The 16,633-nt window shown below is 49.8% G+C and carries 17 protein-coding genes and 1 tRNA gene; 5 read left to right on the top strand and 13 right to left on the bottom strand.

Going from position 1 to position 16,633, the window contains the following annotated elements:
- Nucleotides 1–47: 47 nt before the first annotated feature.
- Nucleotides 48–1,928: a signal peptide peptidase SppA gene (gene sppA / locus R3187_RS08740; RefSeq protein ID WP_318966364.1), complete on the top strand. Its 1,881-nt coding sequence runs from the start codon at nt 48–50 to the stop codon at nt 1,926–1,928.
- 98 nt (nt 1,929–2,026) lie between these two features.
- A complete protein-coding gene (gene ansA, locus R3187_RS08735; RefSeq protein ID WP_318966363.1) occupies nt 2,027–3,052 on the top strand; it encodes an asparaginase in 1,026 nt (341 codons plus the stop codon).
- A 61-nt stretch (nt 3,053–3,113) separates the two neighbouring features.
- Here ansA and R3187_RS08730 read toward each other — a convergent pair whose 3' ends face one another.
- From R3187_RS08730 to R3187_RS08695, 8 genes are all read right to left on the bottom strand, one after another.
- Nucleotides 3,114–5,849, bottom strand: a complete 2,736-nt coding sequence (locus R3187_RS08730) for a DUF349 domain-containing protein (RefSeq protein WP_318966362.1) — start codon at nt 5,847–5,849, stop codon at nt 3,114–3,116.
- Entirely contained in the window at nt 5,839–6,120 is a 282-nt protein-coding gene (locus tag R3187_RS08725; RefSeq protein WP_318966360.1) for a YeaC family protein, read from the bottom strand. The genes R3187_RS08730 and R3187_RS08725 overlap by 11 nt, the downstream gene beginning before the upstream one ends.
- Before the next feature lie 4 nt (nt 6,121–6,124).
- Complete coding sequence (locus R3187_RS08720) at nt 6,125–6,448, bottom strand: zinc ribbon domain-containing protein (RefSeq protein ID WP_318966359.1); 324 nt, start codon at nt 6,446–6,448, stop codon at nt 6,125–6,127.
- Between the two features lie 53 nt (nt 6,449–6,501).
- Nucleotides 6,502–7,629: a M14-type cytosolic carboxypeptidase gene (locus R3187_RS08715; RefSeq protein WP_318966358.1), complete on the bottom strand. Its 1,128-nt coding sequence runs from the start codon at nt 7,627–7,629 to the stop codon at nt 6,502–6,504.
- A 64-nt stretch (nt 7,630–7,693) separates the two neighbouring features.
- A complete protein-coding gene (locus R3187_RS08710) occupies nt 7,694–7,939 on the bottom strand; it encodes a DUF2960 domain-containing protein (RefSeq protein ID WP_318966357.1) in 246 nt (81 codons plus the stop codon).
- Nucleotides 7,940–8,791, bottom strand: coding sequence for an EamA family transporter (locus tag R3187_RS08705; RefSeq protein WP_318966356.1), 852 nt, complete (start codon nt 8,789–8,791; stop codon nt 7,940–7,942). It abuts the gene before it with no gap.
- On the bottom strand, nt 8,791–9,903 hold the full coding sequence (locus R3187_RS08700; protein WP_318966355.1) for a 1-acyl-sn-glycerol-3-phosphate acyltransferase: 1,113 nt from the start codon (nt 9,901–9,903) through the stop codon (nt 8,791–8,793). The genes R3187_RS08705 and R3187_RS08700 overlap by 1 nt, the downstream gene beginning before the upstream one ends.
- A 119-nt stretch (nt 9,904–10,022) precedes the next feature.
- Nucleotides 10,023–10,895, bottom strand: a complete 873-nt coding sequence (locus R3187_RS08695; protein WP_318966354.1) for a DMT family transporter — start codon at nt 10,893–10,895, stop codon at nt 10,023–10,025.
- Nucleotides 10,896–11,119: 224 nt separating this feature from the next.
- On the opposite strand from R3187_RS08695, the gene R3187_RS08690 reads away from it, so the two are divergent.
- Nucleotides 11,120–11,196 (top strand) — tRNA-Pro (locus R3187_RS08690).
- A gap of 94 nt (nt 11,197–11,290) precedes the next feature.
- Here the strand turns inward: R3187_RS08690 and R3187_RS08685 are convergent.
- Nucleotides 11,291–11,773, bottom strand: a complete 483-nt coding sequence (locus R3187_RS08685; protein ID WP_318966352.1) for a DUF4124 domain-containing protein — start codon at nt 11,771–11,773, stop codon at nt 11,291–11,293.
- Between the two features lie 269 nt (nt 11,774–12,042).
- On the opposite strand from R3187_RS08685, the gene R3187_RS08680 reads away from it, so the two are divergent.
- A complete protein-coding gene (locus tag R3187_RS08680) occupies nt 12,043–12,735 on the top strand; it encodes a superoxide dismutase (protein ID WP_318966351.1) in 693 nt (230 codons plus the stop codon).
- 82 nt (nt 12,736–12,817) lie between these two features.
- Nucleotides 12,818–13,375 (top strand): YaeQ family protein, encoded by a 558-nt coding sequence (locus R3187_RS08675; protein WP_318966350.1) that lies wholly within the window; start codon nt 12,818–12,820, stop codon nt 13,373–13,375.
- Nucleotides 13,376–13,418: 43 nt separating this feature from the next.
- Here R3187_RS08675 and R3187_RS08670 read toward each other — a convergent pair whose 3' ends face one another.
- The 4 genes from R3187_RS08670 to apbC all read right to left on the bottom strand — a co-directional run bounded on the left by R3187_RS08670 (nt 13,419) and on the right by apbC (nt 16,596).
- Nucleotides 13,419–13,994 (bottom strand): glutathione S-transferase family protein, encoded by a 576-nt coding sequence (locus R3187_RS08670; RefSeq protein ID WP_318966348.1) that lies wholly within the window; start codon nt 13,992–13,994, stop codon nt 13,419–13,421.
- Nucleotides 13,991–14,890: a DMT family transporter gene (locus R3187_RS08665; protein ID WP_318966347.1), complete on the bottom strand. Its 900-nt coding sequence runs from the start codon at nt 14,888–14,890 to the stop codon at nt 13,991–13,993. Before R3187_RS08665 ends, R3187_RS08670 begins: the two co-directional genes overlap by 4 nt.
- Nucleotides 14,891–15,070: 180 nt before the next feature.
- Nucleotides 15,071–15,661, bottom strand: a complete 591-nt coding sequence (dcd, locus tag R3187_RS08660) for a dCTP deaminase (protein WP_318966345.1) — start codon at nt 15,659–15,661, stop codon at nt 15,071–15,073.
- Between the two features lie 2 nt (nt 15,662–15,663).
- A complete protein-coding gene (apbC, locus tag R3187_RS08655; RefSeq protein ID WP_318966344.1) occupies nt 15,664–16,596 on the bottom strand; it encodes an iron-sulfur cluster carrier protein ApbC in 933 nt (310 codons plus the stop codon).
- Between the last annotated feature and the right edge of the window lie 37 nt (nt 16,597–16,633).

Here is a 16,633-nt window from a genome sequence, read left to right as displayed (position 1 = left end):
AAACTATTATTTCGCTTCCGTTACAGGAACTCTTACAGGAATTTATTATGTCTGAACCGAGAAAAGGTCCTATTCGTCGCTTTTTTGGCGCAATCTGGCGGGTCTATAAAGGCTTTCGCTCTACCGTACTTAACCTGCTGTTTATTTTAATTGTCGCGTTTGTCTTAGTTGCGATGTTCAGCGGTGAAGACGAAGTTAAAATTGCCGACACTGCGGCATTAGTGCTGAACCTGAACGGCGATCTGGTAGAAGAAAAACGCTGGGTAGACCCATTTTCGGGAATAATTAATGAAGGCCTGGGCGCACCGGAAGAGTCACCGGAAATGCTGGTCTCGGATGTGGTAAAAGTGATTGAAACTGCCACAACAGATAACAGAATTCAGGCCATGGTGCTGGATGTATCCGGCTTGGGCTATGCCTCGATTGATAAAATGAAGCGGGTTGGTGCTGCCATTGAAGAGTTTAAAGCGGCCGGCAAAAAAGTATTCAGCCATGGCGCCTATTACGGCCAGACCCAGTACTACCTGGCCAGCTACGCTGATGAAATCAGCCTAAGCCCGATGGGCGCGGTGATCCTGGAAGGCTATGGCAGCTATCCAATGTATTACAAAGAAGCGCTGGAGAAACTGAAAATTAACACCCACGTATTCCGGGTGGGTACTTATAAGTCGGCAGTAGAGCCATTCCTGCGCAACGACATGTCTGACGCTGCCAAAGAAGCCAATATTGCCTGGTTGTCTGACTTATGGGCAACTTACAAACAGGATGTCAGCGGCCGCCGTGGTTTTGAGATCAGTAATTTTGATGAAACCTATGATGCAATATTCCAGAAACTGCAGGCAGCCGATGGCGACACGGCCCTATATGCTATTAACAACAATTATGCTGATAATATTGCCACCCGTGAGCAGTTCAGGCAGAAACTGATTAGCATCGTCGGTGAAAATGACAAGCATGTCTACAACCATGTTGGCTTTAACGATTACGCCAAGTACGCTATACCAAACAGCAACTTTGTTAACCCGCTAACGTCCAAAGTCGCTGTCGTGGTAGCCCGTGGCATGATAGTCGATGGCAACGCCAAGCCCGGCACTATCGGTGGCGACTCCACGGCGACCTTATTACGCCGGGCCCGCTTTGATGACAAAATTAAAGCCGTAGTACTGCGGATAGACAGTGGCGGCGGCAGTGCCTTTGCCTCAGAGGTCATTGGTCAGGAAATCACTCTGCTGCGTGAAGCAGGTAAACCGGTTATCGCCTCTATGGGTGCTGTTGCAGCCTCTGGTGGTTACTGGATAGCTGCGCCAACCAATGAAATCTGGGCAGCACCGACTACCATTACCGGCTCAATTGGTATTTTCGGTCTGTTACATACCCTGGAAAACTCATTAGATAGCCTGGGCTTAAATGTTGACGGTGTTGGCACTACTGAACTGGCTGGCTTATCTTCCGGTTTGCCGCTGTACAAAGGTTTGAACGACAAAGCCAAAGACGTGTTCCAGCTGCTGATTGAACGTGGCTACACTGAATTTTTAACCATGGTGGCCAGCAACCGTAATATGTCAATCGCTGAAGTTGATGCCGTGGCCCAGGGCCGGGTCTGGACGGGTAGCACGGCGCTGGAACTGGGTCTGGTTGATAAACTGGGTACTTTTGACGATGCGATAGCCGCAGCAGCCGCACTGGCAGGCCTGGATAACTATGATGTGCAGGTTATCACCCAGGAACTGTCACCCACTGAGCAAATGCTGAAAGAGCTGTTTGGCAGTGCAAAAGCAAATGGCTGGTTACCCCAGGTTCAGGCATCGCCTGAGCAGCGGATGCTGCAGCGGGTTAGCAAGCAACTGCGGCAGGACTTTGTGATCCTGAACCAGTTTAATGACCCTAACGGTATCTATTCATACTGTGTAACATGCACCGTTAACTGACAGTCAGCATAATCTCTATTACAATGCCCGCCATGCAGCGGGCATTTTTTATTGTCATCATGGCTTTTTATTAACTGACAAAAACTGAGCAGAACACTATGAACAGAAAACGTATTTATGTTGCTTATACCGGCGGTACTATCGGTATGCAGCAATCCAGCCAGGGTTTTGTGCCGGTGCCGGGCTTTCTGAGTGCCACAGTTAAACAGATGCCGGAGTTTTTTCATCCTGATATGCCGCTGTTCGATATTCATGAATATCATCCGGTTATCGACTCTTCCGATATGACTCCGGCGCACTGGCAACATATAGCTGATGATATTCAGCAACATTATCAGCAATATGATGGCTTTGTGGTGCTGCACGGCACCGATACCATGGCATATACCGCCTCGGCATTGTCTTTTATGCTGGAGAATCTGCAAAAACCGGTGATTATTACCGGTTCACAAATTCCACTGGCGCAGTTGCGCTCAGACGGTCAGGTTAACTTATTAAATTCACTGTATCTGGCCGCTAACTACCCTATTGCTGAAGTGGCGTTATTTTTTAATAACAAACTGTTTCGCGGTAACCGCGCCACCAAAGCTGATGCCGATGGTTTTGATGCGTTTGCTTCACCGAATTTTCTGCCGCTGCTCGAAGCCGGCATAGATATCGATCTGATTGAAGGTAAGGTAAACCCGGCACCGGCATCGGTACCCGATTTACAGGTTGCCACTATTACCCCACAGCCTATCAGTGTGGTTACCTTATATCCCGGGATCAGCACTGATGTGATCAGTAATATGCTCAAAGCCCCGGTCCGGGCACTAATCATTAAATCGTTCGGCGTAGGCAATGCCCCCCAGCGTCCGGAATTGTTAAAAGTACTGCAGGCCGCGAGTGAACGGGAGCAAATTCTGGTGAACTGCACCCAGTGCTTTAAAGGTAAAGTTAATATGGATGGTTATGCGACCGGTAATGCGCTGAAAACCAGCGGAGTGATAAGTGGTTTTGATATGACCCTGGAAGCGACACTGACCAAGCTGCATTACCTGCTGAGCCAGCAGCTGGATGCAAAACAGATCCGCCAGAAAATGCAGCAGAATTTACGGGGTGAGCTGACTAATCAGGGGGCTTAGCCCCCTATTAGTTAGTATGTTGATAGCTAGTATGTTGATCGCTAGTAGGTTGATAGCCGCGTTACTCGTTCAGAAATGCCGCTTTAAGCCGCGGCACTAATTCAAGCTCAGCGTCGCTTAACGGGCCAAATGCCAGCCAGTGCTGCAGCAGACTTTGCTTATCCGTCACTTCACCGGCATTGTGCTTCAGCGTCAGTAACGTCAGCTGCACCTGCTGCCGCTCGTTGCGCTCCAGCTCCGGACCACTGATTTCACTGATAATCTCCAGCGCCTGGGTTAACCCTTTGCGATCTAAGCCCAGCGCCCCCGCCAGTTCAGGCTGGGGCTTAAACTGTGCCGGCCAGTTGTCAGTGCTGTTGCCAGGTAATGCCAGCTGCTCAAACAACGCTCTGATATCCTGCTGCGCTGCCTGAGTGCTTTGCTGGCGAATTAACTCTGCCAGTTGCTGCTGCAAAGAATCACGTTGCTTGCGGGCACTGGCAATGACCCCGACATCCAGTTGCTGCAGCTGTTCATTAACCGCACTAAGCTCAGCGCTTTCGCTGTTCGCCGTTAACGACTGCAGCTTCTGGCCTATTTCATTTAACGCATCAGTTAAGGCTTGCTCTTGTGCCAGCTGCTGTTGCTGCTGCTCGGCAAAAGCCGCCTGACGCTGGCTGAAAAAACCATCACAAATCTGCCGGAATTGCTGCCAGAGTTGCTGATCGTGTTTTTTACCGGCAAAACCCAGTGGTTTCCAGCGCTGCTGCAACTCTTTGAGTATTTTACTGCTCTGGTTGCTGTCACTGAGCGCGACCGCAGACAACGCTTCGTTGATTAACGCTTGTTTTTGCTCTGCAACCTGTTGCTGCAATTCGCTTACCTGCGCCTTAAGCGGGCCGACAGCAGCCTGATAGCGCTGTTGCAGTGCCAGAAAATCCTGCCGCTTAACCGGTCCGGCCTGTTGCCAGGCCTGGGTTAACGATTTTAGCGCGCTGTCGAGCGTCGAGACATCAGCCTGTTCGGCCAGTTGCTCAATCTGCTCAATAATGGCTTCGCGCGCGCTCAGATTTGCGGCTTTAATCGCGTCCTGTTCGGCAAAGTACGCCCGGCAAGGGGCATAGGCCTGTTCACAGGCAAGATCAAAAGCAGCATTTAATTCAGCGTCCTGCTCTGCGGCGGCTTTGCCAAAGCTACCCCACTGCTGCCGGGCCTGTTTTACCTGCTCGGCCCGGGCCGGGATATCAGTCGGTTCGGTGCTGGCAAGTTGCTGCAACTGTGCCAGCAATTCCTGTTTACGCGGGGTGGCAATATATTCCTGCCAGTCGGCCAGCTCAGCAATTCTGTTGCTGGCATGCTCATAGTCAGCGGCCAGCTTCTGCTGCTCAGCGTCATTAAGTGTGGCGTAATCGGCACTTATTCCTTTGAACAAACCAAACAGCACTTTATAGCGGCCTTGCTGATCCAGCCGTTTAAACTCGGCTATTTTGCTGCGACACTGACGTACTGCCCGCTCGCTCTGATCACTGATTGCCGCAATTGCCTGCAGCCATTGCTGTTGTAACTGCTGTTTAGCATCAGCAAGCGAAGCCGGTACCGGCAGCGGCAAATCGGCAGTAAGGGTACGCCAGCTGGTTTTATACTGACTTAACTGCTGCTTTGCCATATCAAGCTGCGCCGGTTCCGCCGGCAATGCCTGCGCAGCCCATTCGCTGACTAAACGTGATGCCTGACTAAGCGTTTCTGCTGTTTGCGGCAAACGGCTTAACTTTGCACTCAGGGCTTGAAGCTGTTTTTGCAGATCGTTGCGCTGAGATGGATTAAGACTATCCGCAGCTAAAATCTGCTCTGACAGCAATGACAGCTGTTCAGCTATCGTCTCTGCTGCACTGATATCTACCTGCGTTAAGGCCTCGCTTAACTTGGCAGTCATTTCTGCTAACGCTGCAGATAACTGCTGATATTTCGCTGTTGCTGCAGCGTGTTGCTCTGCTTCGGCCTTTGCCTTCGCCAGTTGCTGCAACTGTGGTGCTAACCAGCTTTGCAGCTTGCTGAGCAATTGCTGATATTTCTCTTCAAAACCGGCCGCTTCTGCTGTTGGCAGACAAGCTAAATCAGTTTTTAATTGCTGCCACTGGCTTTGCAACTCAGCAAGTTGCGTCGGGATCTCCGCCGGGGCAAAACGATCGCGCAATGCGTTTAATCTGGCCAGTAGCAAGGTGATATCTTTACGCAGTTTCAGTGGCTTTTGTTTTTGCTCGGCCTGTTCAGTCAATCTAAGCTGCAACTGCGCTGCCAGTTCACCGGTTAACACTTTACTGAGTTTTTCCAGTTGTTTCTGATCGTCCAGCTGCGCCAGCAATTGCTGTTTCTGGGCAATGGTCAGCACAGAGCCGCTCAGTGCTTTAATGTTTAATTCCGCTTTGTTTAAACGTGCCAGCACGCTGAACAGGATTTCGGCATCCGTTTCCCGCTCGGCTAATTGCTCCAGTAAGGCCATGCGGTTGCACTGGGCAATAAACTGGCGTTTTTGCGGCGCCGCAATCTGCTGTTGCAATAACATTGCCAGTAACTGCTGCTCGGCGTATTGCCGCAATTTGTCACTGCTATCCTGTTTACTGGCCTGCCACCATAATGAAAAATCATTCAGGTGTTCAAGTGCGCTTTGCCGCACCATCTCGCTGCTGTCGTTAAACGCCAGTTCATGCAGAATTTGTTTATGCTCCCGCTGACCGGCAGACAAGCTGGCTATTGCCTGCTGACGCGTATTGCTGTCAGGATGTTGCCACTTTGGCTTAAACCAGTTTTTAAATATCATCGTGTCTGAACCTTGCTATTGGATCATTGTTGTCAAATTGCTTTTTAAGTTCAGCTTTCGATTTCTGGATCAGCTGACCATCGGCACCCACAGTAAATAATTCATCTGACTTCAGCACCGTGGCCTGATAGGCCATTACCAGCTGCAGCGTTTGCGCTTTTTGCTGCTCGCTAAGCGCAACGCCATCAGCCCAGCGGCCGGTGGCAACGGCATCTGTCAGTTTTTGGTAGGTTTCTGGCGCCATAGCGCTAACTAACGCTTTAAAATCCATAAGGTTACTTTCGCTTCAACATAATAATCCGGGCCCGGGTAACCACGTACCAGCAAAACCCGAAAGCAATAGCCGCATTCGACAGATACTGGTTATAGCTGTGATTAGCCGGCTGCCACCAGTACAAAATGCCAAAGCCACCCAGAAACAATACCATGGCCAGCATTGACTGGTTCATCAACGACTGCATTTTGCGGTTTTTCTTTTCCCGTTCAATGGCGGCCAGCTGCTCCGGGCTACTGCTGCTAAGATCACCACCACATTTGCTGCAGGCAGCCGCTTTATCTGAAATGCGTTGCCCGCAATACGGGCAGGATATAATTGCCATAATACTTACCTTTACATCTTATCTTATACGCGTTACCAAGCTGATAAACTGTCTTAACGCAGTTTATCAACTACCTGCAAAATGGCAGCCAGGCTATCCTGGCCCAGTTTCATTGAGCGGATATCTGACCAGCCAAAGGCCGCATCAGGTAAATCGGCATTGTCTTTAAACGGCATTTCCACGGTATAAGCCAGACATTTAAACTGCTCGGCCACCCAGGCGGTTGCAACCGTTAAATTGGCCTGACCTGGTTCATCTTTATCGTAACCATATTTCACCTGAAACTCAGGGGTAACCGCTAACAAAGCCGTTTTAAAGTCCTGCTCTAACTGCTGCATATGAGCATTGTATGACGGTACGCCTTCTGAGCCGGCAACAAAGTTATAAGGCAGGTTTTCATCACCATGAATATCTAAAAACATATCCAGGCCGGTTTCCAGCATTTTCTGGCGTACCAGATACACTTCCGGACTGCGGTCCATCGTCGGGTTCTGCCATTCGCGGTTCAGGTTGGCACCGGCGGCATTGGTCCGTAAATTACCGCGAACACTGCCATCCGGGTTCATATTAGGCACAATGTAGAACACCGCTTTGGCCAGCAGGCTGCGGGCCACGCCATCGTCTTCGTCCAGCAGCCGGTCGAGCAAGCCTTCAATAAACCATTCGGCCATGGTTTCGCCCGGATGCTGCCGCGCTGTGATCCAGATTTTCTTTTTGCTGTCATCCGGCTCACCAACGACCAGCAAACTCATATCCCGGCCATCCAGCGTTTCACCTAAATCAATCAGCTGACAGTTATAATCGTTTTGCGCCTGATGCAGCAAATCCTGATGCCGCTCGTAGCTGTAAGGTGCAAAATAAGCAAAATACACCGACTCGGCTTCCGGGTAATGATTAATAGTTAACGCCTTACCGTCGAAATCTGTTTCAACCCGGAACCAGGTTTGCCGATCATAAGAAGCAACGGCCTGATAATCCTGCCAGCCATCAGGATAGGCTGAGCCTGCCGCATTGGTAATGGTAATTTTGTGCTGCTGTGGATGCGGGCTGTTCAGCCGGAAATGAAACCACTGATAAAAATCCGACTGGTTGTCTTTGCGGATAGCCAGTTGAATGTCGGCCGGATCATCCGCTTTAATAATTTCAATATTGCCACTGTCAAAGTTACTGGTGATTTTCATAATTCAGTTCCTGTTTTTTTAATGGTCAAAGCCTAACATAGCCGCATTTGGCTGAACATGGGCTTCAGGGTTCGTCCCGCAGAAAAGTAATGTTGCTAAACCCCATGTTGGTAAAGGCTTGCTGCCGGAAATTTTTAATCGCGGCTTTATCTTTAGCCGTTTTAGCCACCTGCTGTTCCATTGCCAGAAAGCTGCTAAGGTCAATACCTTCAGCCGCCGCAACCGCTTCGTATAAATCAACAAAACGATCATAACTAAAGGCAATAATTTTAGTGGTGCCTTTAAATGTATATTGAACCTGTCTTGCCACTTAACCTCCCTGCCCGGCTGGCCTGCGGCACAACCAGATTGAAAACCCGATCATAGCGCAGCCGATGCTCAGGCGCACTAACTCCGTATCACGTTGCCAGATAATCACATTTACCAGCAGCCCGGCCGGGATCAGCGCATTATTCATCACCGCCAGCATGCCACTGGATACCAGCGTCGCCCCTTTATTCCAGCCATAATAACCAAGGCCTGAGGCAACCAGCCCCAACCACAGGATTACCGCCCAGTGCACCGTACTGCTTGGATACTGAGCGGTGCCCAGCACCAGCCAGGCAGGAATGGCAATACAGGCGGCACCGGCATAAAACCAGCCAAACAGCTGATATTGCGTTACGCCCGGGTGGCGCGCTATCAGCCTTTTATAACTTACCTGGCCAATAGCGAAGCACAGATTAGCGCCCTGCACCACGGCAAAACCGGTCCAGTAGTGGGCACTTAACGATTGATACCGCATCAGGGCTGCCGCCAACACGGCAATCAGCGCGGCCAGCAAAAACTGTGGATTAAAGCGTCTGGCCAGTACGTCATACAACAGCGTGATATATAACGGCGTAAAAATAGTAAACACCAGCACTTCTGCCACGCTAAGCAGCAAAAATGACTGATAATAAAACAGATACATCAGGCCCAGTTGCACCGCCCCTATCGCCATTACCGGTAATACCAGATTGGCTCCAAAGCGGTAACGCAGCAACAGTGGACTGAACAGCAACAATGCCAGCAAAATCCGGCTTAAAACGGCAAAGTAAGGGTCGACCTGGCCTGCCAGGTAAACGCCAATCAGGCTGAATGAAAACGCCCACAGCACAGTAACACTGATTAAGTAGATCATTATTGCTGTGTTTTAATAACTGGCGTTGCGTATAAGGTAGCCATCATGTCCTGCGCCCCCGGCGGTACGCTTTGCAACCGTTGCTGCCACTGTTCAATGGCTTTATCGGTAGCCACAGGTTCATTGCTGCCGGCAGCTAAGGCATTAATCGGGTAACAGCGGTACTGCTGCCAGATTTGCTGGTCAATAAATGCCGCTGCCGCATCGGGATCGTTGGGAACGGCCTGCAACGGCTCAGCAAAAGCGACATGCACCCGGCCTTTATAGCCAACAATACCTTTGATGATGGCATCAATATCTTCAAATTCTGTTTTCTGGTAGCTGCCTTGGGTTTTCTTCTGCCACAGCTCGTTAATTTTGTCGCTGTCACAAGGGTCGTACTCATAAGAAATACACACCGGTACAATGTTCAGGCTTTGCAGGTAGTCGTTAAAAGACAGGCCCTGTTTTTTCCCTTCCATATAAAACATTTTCAGAATTGTCGGATCAGTCTGATCATTACCGTCTTTGGCCCGGCCTTCGCGCTGGGCAATCCAGACAGAGTGCTGGCTGTCCAGTGAATGCTTAATATAGGCCGACAATTGCGACAGGTTTTTCAGCATCTCACGAGGGCCTTTGGCGCCGCGCTTTACAATAAAGCTTTTATTTAACTTCATCAGCTCGGTGGCACAGGGTTTACGCAGCAAATTGTCACCAATGGCGATGCGCACCGTGTTAAAACCCTGCTGGTGCAGGCACCAGTTTACCAGCGCCGGATCCATCGCGATGTCACGATGATTGGATAAAAACAAATAGGCTTGTTTCGGATCCAGTCGTTCAAGCCCGGAAAACGTCACTTTATCAGTGGTGTTGGCAATCATCCGATCCATAAAACCGGCCACCTGCAACTGAACAGCCTTAACCGATTTTAATCTGGCCCAGCGCCGTTTTAACCATAACCGCACCAACGGTGACAGTAACCAGCCAAAAGGCCCGGATAAACGCGGAAAACGATAATGCAAAATGGCCTGAATAAACTCGTGATCGGCAATCAGGCGCGCAATGGCTGGTGCAACTTCGTTATCATGATATGGCCGGATATCGGCGAAAGGATCCTGCTCCAATTGCTCCACTTGTACTCAGTTCGGTTAGTTAAAACAGCGGCCTATTTTACTGAGTTAGCAAAAATTCACCAGTCCAGAGTGCATTTAATTCTGGTAACAGGGCAACCACAATCAACAGCAGCGGCCTGTCAGGCCCAGATCACACAAATTGCAGCCACGACAATCAGCGCTAAACCAAGATGATCATTTCGTACTAACTTCTCTTTTAAAATAAAAGTCGAAATAAGTAACATAAACAGTATTTCAACCTGACCCAGTGTTTTAACCAGTGCCACGGATTCCAGACTCATGGCGGTAAACCAGCCCACAGAGCCGACACAACTGCAAACACTGACCAGCAGGGTTAATTTTGGTCGCTGCCAAAGTGCCAGCAAAGTTGACCGGTCTTTTAAACCTAGCCACAACAACAAAAGCACCGTTTGCAGTACGATTACCAGCAGCAACACCCAGGCAGCACCGTGTGGAAAAGGCAAGCCCAATACCAGGCTGGCCTGCCGCACCCATAACGAAGTAAGGGCGAACGCTAAACCACTCCCCAGGCCAAGTAGCATTACCGGCCAGGATAACTGGCGCAGACTGCCGCCACTTAATAACAACACCGCTCCGCCGCCAAGTGCTACGCCAAGCCAGGCCAGCGGGCTCAGTGTTTCACTGAACAATATTACGCCAAGTACTGCCGCCAATACCGCTTCGCTTTTAGCCAGGCCCGCGCCAATAGCATAGTTGCGTAACATAAACAGTTTAACCATCAGTGCAGTCGCTAAAATTTGGGCCAGCGCCGCACCAATAATAAAGCCGGCGAAACTCTCATTGAACTCGGGTAACGGAGCAGGTTGCCATTGATACAACGCCGATAAATACAGCGCTGCCAGTGGCGATGCCCAGATAAACCGCGCAAGCGTTACCCCGGCTACTTTAACTTCTTTACTTAATTGTTTTTGAAACGCATTGCGCCAAGCCTGCATAAATGCAGCCAGCAAGGTAAAAGGGATCCACAACACGGCAAGCACCAGAAGACGTAAAGACGGCCATGCTAACAAGTAAATGGCTATTTTAATAGCAGGTGGCGGCAATAATGGCCATTTTGCGTCGTGATAAAACACAGCCTTTGGCCCTCAGCAAGAATTGTCGCATTGGCTTAACCTGCACTAACTGGCGAAAATTACTGCAGTTAACTCTTCCGGCATTGCTTTCTGGTACGGAATCATTATGATACTCCCCACGTCGGTACGTAGCGCAGCTTGGTAGCGCACTTCGCTGGGGGTGAAGGGGTCGGAGGTTCGAATCCTCTCGTACCGACCATTAAATTCGATAAAAAAGCCGTTAAGTTTTGCTTAGCGGCTTTTTTGTTTTTACGACATAAAGCGCATTGTATTTTTCAATACAACATCAACCTTTAAAGACGTCTTAACTGTTTGGATAATCTGTCTATCTCGCTATCTACTGCCTGGATATCGGTATCGTATTGTGCGGCGATTGCTGCCATCTCTTTTGAGACACTTTCTTCCCACACCGCGCCGGCCAGATTGTTGTTAGCCTGAAGCTTAGATTGCCGCAATTTTGTAATTTCAATATCACGCCGGCTTTGTAACCTGGCCTTATCACCTTTCAGTTTGGTTATTTCTAACTGTAGATCCCGCTTTACTAAAGCATCGCGCACCCTTGCCAGGGTTTCTGCCGGGCTTTCAGTTTGCGCTGCCTGCTGTTGCGGATTGGTCGGGCTGCTAGCTTCATCGACAGCATATTCAGTGAGCTCAGCATCATCACTACAGGGGATCTGGCTGTAAGTCATTACGCCGTTTACCTCACATTTATAAACCGTTGCTGCTGCAGAAAGTGGTAAAATCCAGAGCAGGCTGCTGATAACGATGAGTTTCATTAACAATCCTTTTAAGTTGCTTCATTGAACCAATCATAAACGATAGAACGTAAACATCCAGCGACAGATGTCTGGAAATTGTTAAGAACTGTTTGATGCTAACTTCTAAAAGCTAACGACTCAGACCTAACTGTTGCTTGCGCTTTTAATAGCTATACCGTTGTCTTATGTTTATAGTATCTTTTCTTTTAAATTTAAGCTGTTAACTCAGAACCGCCGTTTCAATACATTATTTTCATTCTTATTTTAATGTTTAACAGGAGTTATCGATGATCGTAAAAACAGCCAAATCGTTGCTGGTTGCTACTCTTATTACACTGGGGGCAGCGGCCACAATCAACGCTGAACCCTTTACGCTGGCACCACTACCCTATGCTGCAGATGCATTGGCGCCAGTGATTGATCAAGAGACCATGCAAATTCATCATGGCCGCCACCATCAGGCCTATGTCAATAATCTGAATGCTCAGGTAGCAACCTTTCCTGAATTAGCCACACTGCCACTTGAAGCCATTATGTCACGCATATCCCGCTACAATGATGCGGTGCGCAATAATGCCGGCGGTCACTATAATCATCAGTTGTTCTGGCAGATAATGGCTCCAGCTGGCCAAAGTGGTGAGCCGTCGGTCGAGCTGTATGCGGCGATAAAGCGCGACTTTGGCTCGGTAGAAGCAATGCAAAGCGCCTTTAACAAGGCAGCAACGACCCGCTTTGGCTCTGGCTGGGCCTGGCTGATTCTGGATGAAAATAACAAGCTGGTGGTCACCTCAACCGCGAATCAGGATAACCCGCTGATGGATGTGGTTGACATACAAGGCACGCCGCTGCTGGCACTGGATATCTGGGAGCATGCCTATTACCTGCAGTATCAGAACAAACGTGGCGATTACGCTACGGCCTGGTGGCAGCTGGTAAACTGGCACAAAGTTAATGAGCTTTACGGCGCTGCCACCCTGTAACCAGAGCAGCAGCCAGTTGTTTTTAATGCGATAGCCGCAGTGCTGAGTTACACTGCGGCTTTTTTATGGCCGGAAAACCTGTATGGCACTTAAAGCGACTGTTTTTAAGGTTCAGCTGCAAATCGCAGATATGGATCGTAATTATTATCAGGACCACAGTTTAACTTTGGCCCAGCATCCGTCTGAAAACGACGAACGGATGATGGTGCGCCTGCTGGCCTTTATTATTAATGCCTCAGAAACGCTGACCTTTACCAAAGGGCTAAGTGCAGAGGAAGATCAGGCTGAGCTGTGGGATTGCGACTTAACCGGTAATATTAACCTGTGGGTTGAGTTTGGCCAGAGCGATGAAAAATGGCCGCGAAAGGCGTGCGGTAGGGCCCGTCAGGTGCAGTTATTTTGTTATGGTGGCCGCAGCGTACCGGTGTGGTGGAAAAATATCGAACCAGCCCTGCAGCGTTATCAGAACCTGCAAGTAACCGAAATACCGGAAACCGCAGTAAAAGAAATGGCCACTCTGGTTAATAGGTCGATGCAGTTACAGTGCAATATCAGCGAAGGTCAGATCTGGTTATCTGATGCTAATCAGAGTGTGCTGATTGAACCGGTTGTGCTTAAACAGGCGCAACAACCGGGGTAAGGTAGTGGTTTAAAAGATAGGGATTTAGACGCAGCGGCTGACGTTAGCTCAGCCGCGGATCAGACTCCGCCACCATCGGCTGCTGCTTATTGGCTGCAACAAATGCCAGTAGTGCCGGATAATCATCAAGCTCCAGCAACTCACGAAACATAATCCAGTCAAGCAGGGTGTATAATGCCATTGCCGGATAGCGCCAGCTGGCAAACTCAACATTAGCGGCTTGTTGTTCTAACACAAACAATGAGGTGGCAATCCGTTCGCGCTGCAGATTGTAAAACAATTTATCTTCATTGGTATCAAGACCACTGCGACTGCACTGAAACAGCATTACCAGCGAATCATTTACTGCATTAATAACCGTTAACTGATTTTCCTGATACCAGCTAAGGGCCTCAATGCCCTGCTTCGCTGCCAGATAGCGGTAGATAACGCCGGAATCAAAAATGGTTTGCTCTGCATCAATCAGCATCGGGATCCGTAAGGTCGGGTTCATCGCAGCCAGCGTTTCCCGATCGGCGCCCTCCAGAATGTTAAGCTTAATAAACTCGCAGGGTGCGTCAGCCAGTAGCAAGCGAATACGCCGGACATAGGGTGAGGTTTGTGAACCATATAGTTTCATTGTTGCTCCTTTAACACGGGTGCTGGTCGCAAAGCTTTAATACTGAAGCCGGTAACCAGCATAGTACCGCCAATAACAATACCGGCTCCTGCCAGGGTATGCCAGCCAATGGTTTCATCCAAAAACAGATGGCCCCAGATCACGCCAAATACCGGGATCAGGAAAGTAACGGTTAGCGTCGGGGTGGCGCCTAAATCCTGCACCAGCCGAAAATACAGTAAATAAGCGATACCGGTACAAACTACGCCCAACGCCAGCACTGCCAGAAAACTCGCCGTTGCCGGCTCTGCCACCGGCATCGGGATAAACCACAGTAGCGGCACCAGCCAGAGGGTGGCGCCCCACATACTACCGTGGGCATTAATAAAGGCCGGTACCGGTCTGGCCTGCCGGGTATACCAGGTCGCGATGCCGTAACAGCAGGCTGCAGCGGCTGCGGCCGCAATAGCCGGTAACGCGGCACTGTCAGCGACAACATCATCAAAGCCGACCAGAATGGCCACGCCGCAAATTCCAAGCATCAGCCCCAGCATTACCTTTAGCGTCATAACCTGGCGGAAAAACAGCCAGCCAATTAACGCGCCCCATAGCGGCGCCGTAGCGTTCAGTACTGCCAGTAACGAGGCTGTCAGGGTTTGTGCCGCATAGGCAAACAATAAAAATGGCAGCGCCGTGTTGAACAGGCTCAGCAGCATAAAATGGCCAGCGTACTGGCGAAGCGGTAAGCTGCGTTTATAAAGTAGTGCGACTAGCGCCAGTAATAACGAAGCCAGCAATACCCGGCCAAACATCAGCCACGCCGGGCCAAAATCGGCCACTGCAACGCGCATAAACAAAAAAGATGCGCCCCAGATAGCGGCCAGACTCAATAAGCGGATAATATTGCCAAGCGCCATGGCTTTGTTTCCTGCTGCAAACTTTTAACGAAAAAAATGATAAATTCAGTAAAAATTTAACGGCCTGATGTTGCCAAGCTATGCAGTTTTATTGCATAATCATCCCGCTTCATTTTTGCTTTATTGCTTTTTGACCCACGCTTGCCGTGGGTTTTTTCATTCTGCTGCGCCTAAAGCAGCTCAGCTTTTATCATCATGGCCAATCCGGCTGGCATCCGCCCCGGTTTGCTGGCGGTATTTGGCATCTGCCCGGGTGTTATAGGGCCGGTCTGCCGACGTGGTCATCAATTCAAAGTTCAGCGCGCCAATTTTCATATGTGGCCGCAGCGCCAACGGTAACTTGCCGCTGTTGTAAAATTCCAGCACGATATTACCTGACCAGCCCGGATCGATACGATGCGCCGTTACATGCACCATCAGCCCTAAACGGGCTAACGACGAACGGCCATCAAGCCAGCCAACAATATCGGCCGGCAGACGCACCGACTCCTGCGTCACCCCAAGAGCCAATTCACTCGGGTGCAAAATAAATACCTGATCATCGGGAATATATATCTCGTCACTCATTACTGAGTTCAGCGCCGCATCCACCTGCGCCCTCGGCCCGCTTAAATCGATATAAGGCGCGGCATGTGCCTGAAAAACCCTGAATTTATTGCCAAGGCGGATATCTACGCTGACGCCGCTTATCATGTCAGCATCGGGTGCCGGGGTTATGCCAATTTTACCTTCCGCCAGGTAACGTTCTATATCGCGGTCACTCAATCTCATGCTTAATCATCCGTTATTACAATTTCTACCTGTTGCGCTGGGGCGCCAGTGATATTCGTTAACATATTCCAGGCGATTGTACGGTAAATTTCAGCAATTGGCTGCAGCTTTAATACGGCGGGTTGTCCCTGATCGGCATGTTCCCGGATTTGCCGCTCCAATGGCAATTGCCCCAGCACCGGCACCTGATAGCGTTCGGCCAGCCTGACGCCGCCAGCGGTACCAAAAATATCATCGCTCTGGCCGCAATGCGGACACAGGTAATAACTCATATTTTCAATCAGCCCCAACACCGGAATTTTTACCTGATTAAACATAGTAATGGCTTTACCGGCGTCACTGAGCGCCACATCTTGTGGGGTAGTAACAATTACTGCACCACTGACCTTCAGCTTTTGCGATAAGGTCAGCTGAATATCGCCGGTACCGGGCGGCATATCGACAATCAGGATATCCAGCGCTGGCCACAGTGTTTCATTGATCAGTTGCAACAATGCCTGACTGGCCATCGGCCCGCGCCAGACCGAGGCTTTATCCGGTTCAATTAAAAAACCTATTGATTGCAGGCTTAAGCCAAATGCCTGCTTGGGGTTCAGTAATTTATTATCGGGCGAATCTGCCCTGGCGCCCTGCAGCCCCAGCATCAAAGGAATGGAAGGGCCATAAATATCAGCATCCAGTAACCCGGTGCGCAGGCCCATTTCTGCCAGGGTTGCCGCCAGATTGACCGCCGTGGTTGACTTGCCTACCCCGCCTTTGCCCGATGCCACCAGCACAATATGCTGAATATTTGCCATTACCGGCTCAGTGCTTTGCAGTAACTCAACAATGGACTCAAGATCTGCTGATAGCGGATTGTCACTGGCAGGTGTTTTATTATCTTTTTCGACTGGCGTAGCCGGTTTTGGCGCCGGCTTTTTTAACCAATTAAACATTGTTGCTCCCAACGTTGCTGCAAACAGGCATTAATTC

Origin of the sequence: Arsukibacterium sp., assembly GCF_033721375.1 — a bacterium.
Taxonomy (GTDB): Bacteria; Pseudomonadota; Gammaproteobacteria; order Enterobacterales; family Alteromonadaceae; genus Alishewanella.
This window is presented reverse-complemented; position numbering and strand designations above follow the sequence as displayed.

Coding starts and splice junctions, on each gene's coding strand:
- sppA (WP_318966364.1), top strand. CDS start 48: ATGTCTGAACCGAGAAAAGGTCCTATTCGTCGCTTTTTTGGCGCAATC.
- ansA (WP_318966363.1), top strand. CDS start 2,027: ATGAACAGAAAACGTATTTATGTTGCTTATACCGGCGGTACTATCGGT.
- R3187_RS08730 (WP_318966362.1), bottom strand. CDS start 5,849: ATGATATTTAAAAACTGGTTTAAGCCAAAGTGGCAACATCCTGACAGC.
- R3187_RS08725 (WP_318966360.1), bottom strand. CDS start 6,120: ATGGATTTTAAAGCGTTAGTTAGCGCTATGGCGCCAGAAACCTACCAA.
- R3187_RS08720 (WP_318966359.1), bottom strand. CDS start 6,448: ATGGCAATTATATCCTGCCCGTATTGCGGGCAACGCATTTCAGATAAA.
- R3187_RS08715 (WP_318966358.1), bottom strand. CDS start 7,629: ATGAAAATCACCAGTAACTTTGACAGTGGCAATATTGAAATTATTAAA.
- R3187_RS08705 (WP_318966356.1), bottom strand. CDS start 8,791: ATGATCTACTTAATCAGTGTTACTGTGCTGTGGGCGTTTTCATTCAGC.
- R3187_RS08685 (WP_318966352.1), bottom strand. CDS start 11,773: ATGAAACTCATCGTTATCAGCAGCCTGCTCTGGATTTTACCACTTTCT.
- R3187_RS08680 (WP_318966351.1), top strand. CDS start 12,043: ATGATCGTAAAAACAGCCAAATCGTTGCTGGTTGCTACTCTTATTACA.
- R3187_RS08675 (WP_318966350.1), top strand. CDS start 12,818: ATGGCACTTAAAGCGACTGTTTTTAAGGTTCAGCTGCAAATCGCAGAT.
- R3187_RS08670 (WP_318966348.1), bottom strand. CDS start 13,994: ATGAAACTATATGGTTCACAAACCTCACCCTATGTCCGGCGTATTCGC.
- R3187_RS08665 (WP_318966347.1), bottom strand. CDS start 14,890: ATGGCGCTTGGCAATATTATCCGCTTATTGAGTCTGGCCGCTATCTGG.
- dcd (WP_318966345.1), bottom strand. CDS start 15,661: ATGAGATTGAGTGACCGCGATATAGAACGTTACCTGGCGGAAGGTAAA.
- apbC (WP_318966344.1), bottom strand. CDS start 16,596: ATGTTTAATTGGTTAAAAAAGCCGGCGCCAAAACCGGCTACGCCAGTC.